The organism is Mucilaginibacter rubeus (genome assembly GCF_014643835.1).
Taxonomy (GTDB): Bacteria; Bacteroidota; Bacteroidia; order Sphingobacteriales; family Sphingobacteriaceae; genus Mucilaginibacter; species Mucilaginibacter rubeus.
This window is the reverse complement of record NZ_BMKD01000005.1, coordinates 1-12372: the sequence shown is the minus strand read 5'-3', so window position 1 is coordinate 12372 and position 12372 is coordinate 1. Positions and strand designations below refer to the sequence as shown.

General features: G+C 46.9%; 15 protein-coding genes. 13 read left to right on the top strand and 2 right to left on the bottom strand.

Features of this window, described 5'->3' with window-relative positions; translation table 11 throughout:
• The 13 genes from IEX80_RS16865 (at position 1) to IEX80_RS16805 (ending at position 10267) form a co-directional block, all read left to right on the top strand.
• Complete coding sequence (locus IEX80_RS16865) at positions 1-435, top strand: hypothetical protein (protein ID WP_188833553.1); 435 nt, start codon at positions 1-3, stop codon at positions 433-435.
• Positions 436-472: 37 nt separating this feature from the next.
• Complete coding sequence (locus tag IEX80_RS16860; protein WP_188833552.1) at positions 473-859, top strand: hypothetical protein; 387 nt, start codon at positions 473-475, stop codon at positions 857-859.
• A 72-nt stretch (positions 860-931) separates the two neighbouring features.
• Positions 932-2833, top strand: a complete 1902-nt coding sequence (locus tag IEX80_RS16855; RefSeq protein ID WP_188833551.1) for a hypothetical protein — start codon at positions 932-934, stop codon at positions 2831-2833.
• Positions 2833-3450, top strand: a complete 618-nt coding sequence (locus IEX80_RS16850) for a DUF6046 domain-containing protein (protein WP_188833550.1) — start codon at positions 2833-2835, stop codon at positions 3448-3450. Before IEX80_RS16855 ends, IEX80_RS16850 begins: the two co-directional genes overlap by 1 nt.
• Positions 3450-4556, top strand: a complete 1107-nt coding sequence (locus IEX80_RS16845) for a hypothetical protein (RefSeq protein ID WP_188833549.1) — start codon at positions 3450-3452, stop codon at positions 4554-4556. The genes IEX80_RS16850 and IEX80_RS16845 overlap by 1 nt, the downstream gene beginning before the upstream one ends.
• A gap of 161 nt (positions 4557-4717) precedes the next feature.
• Positions 4718-5014, top strand: a complete 297-nt coding sequence (locus IEX80_RS16840) for a hypothetical protein (protein WP_188833548.1) — start codon at positions 4718-4720, stop codon at positions 5012-5014.
• On the top strand, positions 5011-5229 hold the full coding sequence (locus IEX80_RS16835) for a hypothetical protein (protein WP_188833547.1): 219 nt from the start codon (positions 5011-5013) through the stop codon (positions 5227-5229). The genes IEX80_RS16840 and IEX80_RS16835 overlap by 4 nt, the downstream gene beginning before the upstream one ends.
• On the top strand, positions 5226-5522 hold the full coding sequence (locus IEX80_RS16830) for a hypothetical protein (protein ID WP_121230637.1): 297 nt from the start codon (positions 5226-5228) through the stop codon (positions 5520-5522). The genes IEX80_RS16835 and IEX80_RS16830 overlap by 4 nt, the downstream gene beginning before the upstream one ends.
• On the top strand, positions 5512-5802 hold the full coding sequence (locus IEX80_RS16825; protein ID WP_188833546.1) for a LysM peptidoglycan-binding domain-containing protein: 291 nt from the start codon (positions 5512-5514) through the stop codon (positions 5800-5802). The genes IEX80_RS16830 and IEX80_RS16825 overlap by 11 nt, the downstream gene beginning before the upstream one ends.
• A 1-nt stretch (position 5803) precedes the next feature.
• Positions 5804-6634, top strand: coding sequence for a nucleotidyltransferase (locus tag IEX80_RS16820; RefSeq protein ID WP_188833545.1), 831 nt, complete (start codon positions 5804-5806; stop codon positions 6632-6634).
• Positions 6627-7115, top strand: a complete 489-nt coding sequence (locus tag IEX80_RS16815; protein WP_188833544.1) for a hypothetical protein — start codon at positions 6627-6629, stop codon at positions 7113-7115. The genes IEX80_RS16820 and IEX80_RS16815 overlap by 8 nt, the downstream gene beginning before the upstream one ends.
• Complete coding sequence (locus tag IEX80_RS16810; protein ID WP_188833543.1) at positions 7112-7918, top strand: hypothetical protein; 807 nt, start codon at positions 7112-7114, stop codon at positions 7916-7918. The genes IEX80_RS16815 and IEX80_RS16810 overlap by 4 nt, the downstream gene beginning before the upstream one ends.
• 24 nt (positions 7919-7942) lie before the next feature.
• Positions 7943-10267, top strand: a complete 2325-nt coding sequence (locus tag IEX80_RS16805) for an SGNH/GDSL hydrolase family protein (RefSeq protein WP_188833542.1) — start codon at positions 7943-7945, stop codon at positions 10265-10267.
• 16 nt (positions 10268-10283) lie between these two features.
• Here IEX80_RS16805 and IEX80_RS16800 read toward each other — a convergent pair whose 3' ends face one another.
• Together IEX80_RS16800 and IEX80_RS28000 are read right to left on the bottom strand one after the other, a co-directional pair.
• Positions 10284-11168 carry a hypothetical protein gene (locus tag IEX80_RS16800; protein WP_188833541.1) on the bottom strand — a complete coding sequence of 295 codons (885 nt, stop codon included), beginning with the start codon at positions 11166-11168 and terminating at the stop codon, positions 10284-10286.
• Between the two features lie 39 nt (positions 11169-11207).
• Positions 11208-11471, bottom strand: coding sequence for a JAB domain-containing protein (locus IEX80_RS28000; protein ID WP_188833540.1), 264 nt, complete (start codon positions 11469-11471; stop codon positions 11208-11210).
• Positions 11472-12372 lie beyond the last annotated feature (901 nt).

Below are 12372 nucleotides of genomic sequence, written 5' to 3'. Positions count from 1 at the left end.
ATGGCAAATTATGTAAACAGTCAGGAACTGGAATGGAAACACGCGGACCTCAGTTTTCTTGGTGTAACGATCCGTGGCCTCCGTGGCTTTAAATACAAAAAATCTACCGAAAGCGAGCACCTGTACGCGGCAGGCGACCAGCCGGTCGGTATCCAGAGCGGCAATAAAAAGATCGAGGGCAGCATCAAATTGTTGAAATCAGAGCTTGATCGCCTGAATAAAGCGGCCAGAACCGCGGGTTATGCTGATTTCAGCGAAGTGCCTTACCAGGCGATCGTTGCGACTTTCCATTATAAAGAAGCCTTCGGCCGCGATAAGCAGACAGACATCATTTCCGGCATCAAATTTACGGAATGGGAGAAAGGCATGGAACAGGGCGCCAAGATGATGGAGATCGACTGCCCGTTCATTGCGCTGAGCTTAAAGTCTGAATAACAGTATTTTTAATAAAATAAATTAAAAAAATCGGATCGTGAAAACAAGAGATATAATGCCCCGCAATGCCGGGAATGTTACGCCGGAATTGCTTGCTGCCTGGAAAAAAGATTATCCCGGCGGCGTTTTTGAACTCGTAGTTCATAGCGGCGAATTTGAAACCATTCACAGTGAAGACAGCAAAGTACCCCTCAGGGTGCCTGTTGTTCGCTATAAAGGTTATATGCGCAAGCCGACCAGGGACGAGATGCGCGAACTGACCTCTAAGCAGACCGACCCGGTTACCTACACGGAGATCGTGTTGGATACCCTGTGGCTGGGCGGCGACGAGGAGATCAAAACCGAAGATGAGGTTTTTTACAGCATTATGCCAACCGTTCAGAGCGTACTGGACATCAAGTCATCGGAGCTAAAAAAATTATAGAGGCCGCCCGTGGCGATGTTAGTAGCAACTATCTCGGATTCATTGATACCACGATAGCCTACTACACCACCTATGATCCCTCAACATTATCCGATGAGCGTTGGGCGGAAGTTTATAAACAAATTGAACAATTACGAAAAGAAGAAGCTAAACAATATGGCTAACATTGTCGAATTTACTGTCCAGATACGTGATATTGCTTCCGGCCCGATGCGATCATTGACCAACAACGCGAACTCGGTATTCAATAACATCAGTTCCAGAATCAGCCGCGTCAGTGCTCAGGTACGGCGACTGGATTCGCAGATCCAGGGTTTGACCCGGAGCCGCCAAATCTCGATCGACACCAGTGAGATCAGGAAGGCAAGCCGGCAACTCGCCGCGCTGGAAGCCCAGTGTATCAATCTCTCCAAAACAGAAGATAAAGCGGAAGGCGGCAAAAAAGATAAAAAGGAGAGCAAGGTAAAGGACTGGCTCGATAAAGGCATCGGCAAGATGTTCGAACTGGGGACAGACCTCATTGAAAAGGGAATGTCCAGAGATAGAGAAGGCGATGCTATAGAAATCATGGGCGGTAAAAAGGGAGGTAAGCTAAAGAACGACCTCAATACATTCGCGGACCGCAACGGGATGGGTGATGATGTATTTAAAGACGGCAGGAAGCTGCTGGCTTCCGGAATAGTACCTGAGAATATTATACCGGGGCTAAAAATGCTCGGCGATGTGGCCCTGGGCGATTCAGGGCGAATGAAAGCGCTTACCGATGTGTTCGCTGAAACGGCGAGTACCGGTAAACTGGCTGCCGGCGACCTCCCTAAATTTATCGACGCCGGTTTTAATCCGCTGCTTGAGATGAGCCGGAAAACGGGCCGGACTACCGCCGAACTCAGGGAAGATGTAGATAAAGGCAAGATCAGCTTCCAGGCACTTGCAGAAACGCTGCAATACGCTACGGGCCCGATGGGTACATTTCATAATGGAATGCAGCGTATGGGAGAAAGCCCGGCAGGTAAAATAGCGGCGCTCCGGGAAACAATTCAGTCGTTGGGTGTTTCCATTGGAATGGCGTTGCTGCCCGCCCTTGGCTTTGCTGCTGATCTGCTCAGCCGCTTTGCAGGCAACAAGCCGCTTATGTATGAGATCGCAGCCGGGATCGGAGCGATGGCAATTGCCTGGGGCTTATATTCTGCCTGGACACAGCGCGCGGTAATATGGCAGGCCATACTCGATGGATTGATGCTTTGGCCTATCGTGCTCGTGGGAGTACTGGTAGGCGGGCTCGTATGGCTAATCAGCAATCTGGAAGGTGTAGGGAAAACATTTACATCTATCTGGCAGATCATCAAAAGCGGTTTTGGTTTAGCCAAGGTGCTTTTTAGAGAATCATTCCAGGAATGGGTTTATACATTCGATTTTCTCTATCTTAAAGCCAAAAGTATCTTCCAGTATATCGGCCAGCTGATCAGCAACACCGCCCGGGCTATTGACCTGGCTCTAAAGCGAGACTTTTCGGGCGCAAAAAGTGTACTCACCGCTCACATCAGTACAGATGCAGACAAAGAGATCAGTGCGCTGAACAGGAAACGTGCAGCCCAGTTGGCCGAAAACAGCAGGGAGTTCGCCGGGCATTTGCAATCTGTAAAGGCCGGTTGGAACGGGATAGGTATTAAATGGAATAAACGTAAAAACGAAAACGGCAGTTCCCCGTCCGAAAAGTGGATACCCACAGGAGTAACAACGCACGCTGCGTTAGGATCGGCAGGAACTGTTCCTGCAACGGTCGGCGAGACTGCCAAGGGAATCGGCGGCGGCGGGCAACGGAACCAGGTCATCAATATCGCCAAGCTTGGCGTGGATCAGATCAGCCTGCATGCTGCCAGCGTTACGGAAGGCGCAGCCGAGATCCGGGCCATATTCATCGAAATGTTTAACCAGGTAATTAACAGCGGTAATGCCGCAGTAAACCCCAACTAATGTTAACAATAAACCAATCAGATACTGTCTTTGACATCGCAGCCATTTTCAGGCAGTTGTACGGCTATAAGCCTGCCCAGATCCCGGAGTTGCCGTCTGCAGCGGCAGAGCGTTCCTATAATTTCAGCCCGCGTGCGCCAATGCTGACGAACCCTTATGGTAATTCCTATTACAGCGGCGAAGATACAATAGGGCGCGAGGTATTCTGCCCGCTGACCATTATGGTCGGCCAGATTGAATATTTTTTCCCCTATACCGTCATCGGCTTTGAACGCGAAAAAATGATCAAGGAAACAGAAATGTCGGAGGCCGGAGGAACGGCCAAGCAGATCATCAGCATGAAGGACTGGAGCATCTCGGTCAAAGGTTTCGTGATCGGATATCAGGAACAATTACCCGGTGACGAGCTGCAGGCGCTCAAATATGTGTTTCAGAGCAAAGAGGAGGTTCGGTTGAAATCAGCTTATTCAGACCTTTTTCTTTCCGCAGATGATCGCGTGCTGATCTACAAGCTGTCCATTCCTGAAAAACCAAGGGTGATAGGCGTCCGTGACTTCGCAATGGAAATGAAAAGCGACAGCATTTTAAAATTAACGATCGATTCAAATTCAAAGTAATGGCTTTTGTACTGAACAGCATTATCAACATAGGCAATTACAGCTTTGCCGGTGGCGTCAACGACCTGGTGATCAAAAAGAACATTCATACGATCGTCGACAGCGCAGTTCTCAAAATACCCGGTGCCGTCCGGATCGTCAGGGAGATCCCTGCCATCAGGGACGCACTTGGTTTCGCGGGGTTGGGAGAACCGGGCAGTGCCGCTAACCGTCGGGCTGAAAGTATCGATATAGCCAAACTATTCAGGGAGGGTGACCCGGTCAGCATCGACCTTGGATACAACGGTGTGCTGCAGAACGAGTTCCGGGGCTTTGTCAGACGGGTCAATATTACCACGCCGGTCAGCATTGAAATGGAAGGCTATGCATGGCAGCTCCGCAACAGGAACATACTGGCCAGCTGGAAGAAAACCACGCTACGCGAGGTTCTGGGGCAGGTTATAGCAGGGACAGATATCGTTTTAAGCCCGGACATACCGGACATGCCGCTGATCAATTACCGGATACCGAACAGGAACGGGCTCCAGGTGCTGGAGTCCCTGAAGGATCAAATGTTCCTGACGGTTTATTTTGATGATAACGTTCTGTATGCCGGCACGGAGGAAACCAGGACAACAGTGACCGGGGGTATTACTGAAAGCATGACCAACCTGGAACAGGTGACTTATAAGATAGGCTATAATTGTGCCTCCGATCAGCCAGACCTGAAGATCAGATCAGCTAAGGAAACCAAGGTACTGGTCAGGATAAAACAGCATAGCCGGACCGGCGCTGTCACCACTTATGAGGCTGGAGATCCGGGAGGTGCAGTAGAGGAACGCAATATCCCGTTTACCGGCCACCCGGACAGCCTGGCCTCCCTCGCGAAAAACGGACTTAAGCAACTGAAATATGATGGTTATGAAGGTTCGCTTTCGGGCTTGCTCGAACCCTTTTGCAAACCCGGCTGGAAGGCAGTCATTTTTGATGCCCGGTATGACGGTGGCCGGGCTGGTACCTACTTTATAGAGGGTACCGAGGTTGGTTTCGGGGTTAACGGGGGAGAGCGAAAGGTCCAACTAACCTACCGTTTGTCGGAAAGTTCAACTAACACGGAGGTCAAATGAATGAATTAAATAAACTAAGAAGGTCGTTTGTAAAGCTCGCCCATGCAGGCGGCCCGGTGAGTTTTCATGATGCTGTTGTCGTTGCAGTGGATCAGGACGCTTTTACCTGTGACGTACTGCTGGATGAGGCAGAGGTCTACGGCGTGCGGCTGAGAGCGGTGATGAGTGACAGGAAAAGTATTGATGTGTTGCCGGTCGCGGGCTCTCCGGTAGTGATCGGGAAGCTGGCAGATGATGATTATATCGTGATCGCCTGCGATCAGATCGCCATGTACCGGATAACGACCGGGAACACAGTTCTGCGGGTCGACCCTGAAGGTTTATTGGTCAGTAAGGGCGGAGATACCCTGGGGAAGATCCTGAATGACCTGGTCCGCGGCGTATTAAGTATCGCTGCTCCGAAGGACGTGCCCGCTATAACCGAATTGATTGAACGCATAAATGATCTTTTACCATGAGCCTGGATACACAAGATTTTAAAGCGGGCCTGAAAGAGGTCTATACCCGGACCTATGAGGCATCCGGGGACAGAGATGCGGCGCTGGACGCTTTTATCGATGCTTTTGCAGATAGGTTGGAAGCATATATCAGGACAGCCGACATCATATACAACAATGGTTTGACAGCCGGGAGCAACCCGGTAACAGGAACTTTTAACGGGCATTTACAATGATTGATTACCTGATGGATGACAATGACGATCTGCTGATCGTAAACGGCGACTTCGTTCGCGGTGAAAGTAACCAGCAGCAGCAGCGGAAGCTGTTGCTGGCTGAAAAGGGAGAATACCGGCAGGCGCCGCTGGCTACGGTTGGTACGTTCCAGTTTTTGAATGATGAAGGAAGTATCGCCGGTGAGGATTTGCTGCGTGAGATTAGGCTTCGCTTCAGTCAGGACGGCGTGGCGATCCAGGGCATGGGATTTGAAAACGGCTTTTTAAATATCAGAGGAGACTATGTCAAATAATAAGATAATTAAGGCAGGCCAGGCACTGGCCGATATCGCCACGCAGTACACGGGGACAGCGGAAAACGTGTTTGCGCTTGCTGCCCTGAACAGAATTGGGATAACGGATGCGCTGAAGCCAGGGGCAACGATAGATGCGGGTAGGGTAAGCGTATTTGAAGTAGCCAGCTACTTCGCGACCTACGGCATCAGCCCCGCTTCGTCGGTCGCTGATGTACAGGTGCTTGCCCCCGCCGGGATAGAGTATTGGATAATTGAATACGATTTTATAGTAAGTTAATATGGCACAAACAATAGAATACTGGAACGGCCAGATCATCAGCAAGGTAAACAGCGATGAAACACTGGCGGCACTGGACCACACCAGCGCGGTGGCTGATTTTAAATTATGGGCTTATATTGTGGCCTTCGTAGCATGGACGGTCGACGTACTTTTTGACCTGCGCGCTGCCGAGATCACCGACACGCTGGCCGCCAAAAAACCGCATACGCTGAACTGGTATCGGGAACTGGCGCTGCGCTTTCAATACGGGCAGATGCTCCTGCAGGATACTGATCAGTACCTGAACAGCGGCCTCAGCGATACGCAGATAGCAGCCCAGAAAATTATCAGCCAGGCGGCGGTTACAGAAAATACCGATGGCTCCGTCAGGATGAAAGTAGTGAAACAGGCAGGAGGCGACTACGGGCAGCTTTCCGATGACGAAAAGCTCGCGTTCAGTGCCTACGTCTTTGATACCAAGGATGCCGGGGTACGTGTTCACGTGGATAGCCTGCCTCCCGATGATCTTAAACTGGTACTGGATGTTTACTATGATCCGCTGGTACTCGACGGCGCAGGAGCCCGCATCGACGGAAACGGAGACACTCCGGTCATCGACGCGGTTAACGCTTACCTGCAAAACCTGCGGTTCAACGGAGAATTTGCCAAGACGCGGCTGATGGACCAGCTGCAGGCCGTGGAAGGCGTCGAGCTGGTGGGGATTTTAAGCGCGCAGTCGCGATATGGTATCCGTCCCTTTTCCGAGATCCAGGAGCGGCTCATACCGGATGCCGGTTACCTGAGGGTTATAGAGGATGGTTTCACCATAAATTATTACCCGTATGCCTGATTATGATAAGCTTTTCAATATCGGCTATGACAGGCTGATCATGGAATCCATACCCGGTTTCAAACGAAAACCGGTGCTATTCGCCTGGCTGCGCGCACTGTGCAGCCCCTTTGTACTGCTTTACAACCGGTTGATGGTACGCCGGGCGGCAGATCTGTACAACCTCATGCATGATGGCAGGGTCTTCAGCCTCCGGGCGGTGATGAACGACCGTTTTGATACCACTGGGCGGCGTATCTCCATAGCTGACGCTTTCGCCTTTGACCGGACCTTTATTTTCCGGACTGATGAAAACAAACCTTTGTTTGCCGGTACAATAGCGCTTCATAACCCCGGGGATTACGGCGATACGGGTGTAGACTTTATCGTCAACGTGCCCTCCGCGGTCCCGCTCAGTGCGCAGGACCTGGTAGAAATGAACGCCCTGGTGAGGTACTACAAACTGGCAGGAAAACGATTTTTAATATACAGAACGATATGAACAGATATGATTTTACACAGCCTGGCGGTTTCCCGTTTGACCAGGGTGTTCTTCAATTCATGCAGGATTGCATCAATACCGCGGCTTCGGCTGCAAACCTTTCGGGACCAATGTCGATCTTATCCGGCTGCGTGGCCAGCGGCGGGTCGGTCAGTAACGGCGTAGTGGTCATTAACGGAGAGATCCTGCCTTTTACGGGCGGTGTCGCACAGGCCAAAGTCATCATTATGGAAGAAGCTACCTCGCTGACTTTCGAGGATAATGTCTCCCGGACGGTAAAGTATGTCCGTACAGCTAAATTCGGCGATAACGGTGTAAGCAGTTATCTATGGGCGAATTTTAAAAGAAATACGGCAGAAGGCGTGCTGGCCCGCCTTGATCGCTTAGAGGGGCTGCTAAGGCCATTTGCTGGCCCCGGAGGTATGGTTTGGTGGAAGGGGTCGATTGAAAATATTCCGGCTGGTTGGCAAGAGGTTGTTGATTGGCGGGGTAAATTGCCGATGCATTGGGATCCGGCCGATGCTGACTTTGACACAGTGGGAAAAATTGGCGGTGCAAAAGATGTAACCATGACGCTGGATAATTTAATAAAGCACACTCACCCTACTAATCGACCGCGTACCGATCATATCGGTGATCAGTATGAAGGCAATTCTTTGAAGAGCGACGATGATCGCGGCTTATATTCGGGAGATGTTATTGCTACTGGCCCTGCCGGAAGTGAAACGCCTACTCCAATGAAAACCATTAACCCCTACGTAACAGGCATGTGGATTGAGCCGATTCTCGGCTTTTTTGACTAAAAAAATTATAATACCATTATAAAGATGACAAGAGCACAATTAAAAGCATTTTTTACGAGAGGCGCAAAGCCTACCGCCGGGCAATTCGCTTCGTGGATTGATTCGTTTTGGCACAAAGATGACGATACTCTGCCTATTAGTAAGATTGGTGGCTTGTCTACCACGCTGGCCGGGAAAGCTGCAAACGAAGATTTACAAAATGAGGCTACCACTCGCGCAAGCGCCGATGAGGATTTGCAAATGCAAATTGATGAACTGACAGAAAGCGGCGGCATAGGATATACAGCCGAAGATGTGGCTAATAAAAATATAGCAAATGGATACGCCGGGTTAGATGAAACTGGTAAAGTTTCGGCAAGCCAGTTACCCAGCTACGTAGATGATGTGCTGGAGTTTGCCAATTTCGTAGCATTACCCGCACCGGGCGAAGCTGGTAAAATTTACATTACCACGGATAATAATAATGAATACCGCTGGAGCGGTTCAACCTATATTCAAATCGTTGCATCACCGGGTACTACTGATGCCGTGCCCGAAGGTGCAACAAACAAGTACTTTACCAATTCAAGAGTTTTAAACTCCATTTTAACAGGTATCGGCTTTGGCACATCAACAGCCGTAGCCGCTACCGATAGCATATTACAGGCGTTTGGAAAATTGCAGGCTCAAATAACGGCTCTGTTTAAAATTCCGACTGGAGGTACAGCCGGGCAAATACTCGCAAAAAACAGTAACGCCGATGGTGATTTGCATTGGATAAATGCACCTGTAGACGGCGCACAAGGCCCGGCAGGTGTTGGAGTGCCAACCGGCGGTACTGCTGGTCAAATACTGGCGAAAAACACTAATGCGGATGGTGATACACATTGGATAAACGCGCCATCTGGAGGCAGCGGCGGTTCGTCCGAACCTTCCGGCCAAATTAAATCATTTAGGGTTGATTACGGCGCTGTGGGCGATGGCGTAACCGATGATACAGCGGCGGTTGCAAATGCTTTAGCTGCCAATAAGAGGATATTTGACAAGGGTGATTTCTTGGTCACTGCTTTTGATAATACAAACGGGGTAACTATAGACGGCGATGTCAGGATTTTAAAGCAAACCACATACCTTAAACAGCAGATAAATAGCTATGCTGATAAATACCAAAGGGTATTCGGTGAAGAGTATTTATCATCATTTCACAAAAAGCTATTAGCTAAATCAGCTGTTAAGGTAATTCTTTCAGGAGATAGTACAACTGCGGGAACTGGCGCAAGCTCAAACACATATCACCCGGATATACTTCTTAATCAGATAACTTTAAATAATCGGATTAACAACGTAACTTATGTTAACAGCGGTATAGGAGGCCAAGGTACTCCTTATTGGTTATCGACTTCTTTATCGGCAGATTTGGCTCAAAATCCTGATGTGTATATTTTACGTTGGGGAATAAATGATAGTTGGGCCGGTGGCACTCCCGAAGCTAATGCTACTGCTTTTTTAAGCCGCTTGGATACTGGACTATCTACCATAAGGAGCACAACGGGGTTTGATTATCGGCATTTAGCTATTATTATCCAATCGCAAAATCCAACGACAGATGATTCTAATGGGCATCAGGGACAGATTTTTAATGAGCTTGTTAATAGTGGCTTAAGAGCATTAGCCAGAAAATACCAATGTGTTTATCAAGACATTTACGGCACTTTTCAGGATAGTGTACACGGGCAGGATTACTTAACAGCCATAAATGTATCATTACCCAACGAATTAGTTCACCCGCAAGACCCTCTATATGTAGCAATGGCCAATAAGACATTTGATGTTTTATTCCCTGAATACTTCAGAGGCGATGGTGTTGTTGATGCCGGGCAATCTGGGCGTTTGTTTTCAGCGTTACCGTCTGCGTATAGCAAAGGTATTACACACGAATATGTCGAATCGTCTAACGGGTGGCCTATCAACGGATTTCTCATAACTCATCACCTTAGTAATGACATGTATAGGCAAGAATTGGCGTCTTTCGATGCAACCAATAACGGTAAGCTTTACGTTCGTGTCGGATGGTCAGTATCGGGTTGGCAATCTTTCTACATTTTATCACCTGTTCCAACAGCCCTTGTTTATGACGGTACTCCGAGTGGTATAACACTTTCTAAACTTCCTACTGCGTTTCCAACGGGGATATGTACTGATTATGTTTCTTCCTCTGATGGGTGGCCTATCAATGGAATGCTGATAACTCATAAAGCGAGTATCGGTACCGTTAAACAAACGTTGTCTTCTTATGACACCGCGACAAATGAATACGTAAGGGTAGGATGGTCATCGTGGCAGGCATGGAAACAAGTAAACTTAACATAACAGAACAACAAAGCCCCTAATTATTAGGGGATTTGTTGTTTAAAATGGGTTTCATTTTTGGCATAAGATGAGCGCAGCCAGCAAAGTGCATAAATGTTGATAAATCATAGATGCTTTTTAATGCACTTTGTTCAGTTTCATCAATTCGTATGGTTTCCTTTTTAGTTAGCTTCCTTGCAATCTTATCGTATAGAGATTCTAAGGCAGATACCTTTTTGTTAAATAAGAATGGATAAAATGCGGCAAGGATATTTATAACGCAAAAATTAAAATTTGATGGTAACCAGTTAACCATGCCGTCTTTAACAAGTTCAAAGGACATTGCAGGGTTCTCAAAATTCCACTCTCCTCCATGGGTATCTTCATAGTTGTTGTATATACTTTCAAACTTATCTCTGTGATAAGCAGGAGAGCAAACAAAAATACCAGCTTGCAAAACTTGATTTAGTTGATTATTTGGCAAGCCTCTATTGATATAATAAGCACTGGGTGTTTTGTTATCAATAAATTTTACGTTGTTTTTTTTCCAGTCATCATATAGGCGCTGTAATGAAATGTCAAATATTTCTTTTGTTGGTATTGTGTATTGGTCAACTCCTCCAACCATGTTTAAAGGTACATTTGTGGTAATATCTTGTGCGTTAGAATTATTAATTATCACATCGCAATCAACCCAAACTATTTGGTCATAATTTTTTGACCATGGTTGTGATAAAATGAGAAGTTTTTGCCATGATGGTGACCGTTTGTTTGCTCTTTCAGATTTGTCGAGAGGTTCGTTTATGACAATAAGTTTAAAATTGAACATGTCGCAATACTGCTGCCAGTTCTCCCGACAATATTTTTCAAATAATGTCTCGTGCTTTTGGCCTATCGCCAAAGTGACAATTGCTTTTTTCATATTTGGTTATAAGTGGCTAAATTATAGTTTTATCGATAATTAAATATTGCAGTTTTCGATTATTGAATAATAGCCATTTCTATTTATGATTAAGTGATCTAATACACCTATATCAATTAGGCGCGCTGCGTTCATTAGGCGTTTAGTACCCTCGTAATCTTCAAGCGATGGCTGAAGCTCTCCAGAAGGGTGATTGTGTGCTATAATGATACTTGTAGCCATGCAACTCAATGCGCATGAGAGGTGCGTAAACACTGGAAGCTCAAACGCAACTACGTTCGATATTAAGTTTACACTCTCCATGAAATAACTTCGTTTCGCCCATTTAAGAAAAGTGTATTTTACGCGCGGCAGGCTGATAAGCTTTTCAATGTTATTTTCCCGCCAATTTTTCGACCAGTCTTAAACAATAATTTTGTGCCTGGGAATGTATTCACAGCTACTCAATCACCATCCGATTATCCCTTGGGGTTGAGCCAATTCGAGGCGAGCTCAACATTTCCGGTTCAGGGGCAAGTAATCACATTCAGGTCAACAAACACCATTTCAACAGGTTTTTCAAGTGATCAGAACCTTAAAGGGTTTAGTGTTACTCCGATGAATTCAAGCGCGCAAGCAGCAATTATAGCCAGTATATCTGTGATCAGCGGGGTTAATATTAGATTAAGCTATGATTCCTCGGCTCCGGCAGTAATAGGATCTACTTTCGCTTGGACTGCATTTCTTTGATCGTTAATGGTTGTTTCAGATGGTTCTGTCCAGCTACACGATTGGTCCCAACCCGTTGAGGGGCCTTCGTCAAGCGCAATCATTTTTTTGCCACACCATTGGCAAGTACGTTCATTTGGTTTGTATATCCAGTAATGAATATTATGCTTACAAATAAGATTTTTAATATACAATAACATACCTTAGCTATTAAACCATTAATTAATACTTTAATATACCCAATTTAAAACTATTAACAAAATTACTTTTTTCATGTTTGCTTTATTATAGTCAAACGGGGTATTTTAATTGGCGTAGACAGATTGATGACTATGTAAATGATTGATTAGCATTGAAGCCCCTTTAAACCGTGGCCGTTGCGCAACAGGGCTTAAAATGGCTGAATAATTAAATTGCAAAGCAAAAGATTATTCGGCCATTTGCTTTTACAGGCAATGCTGAAAGCAGTTAATATGTTTGCTATCTTCAATAAACA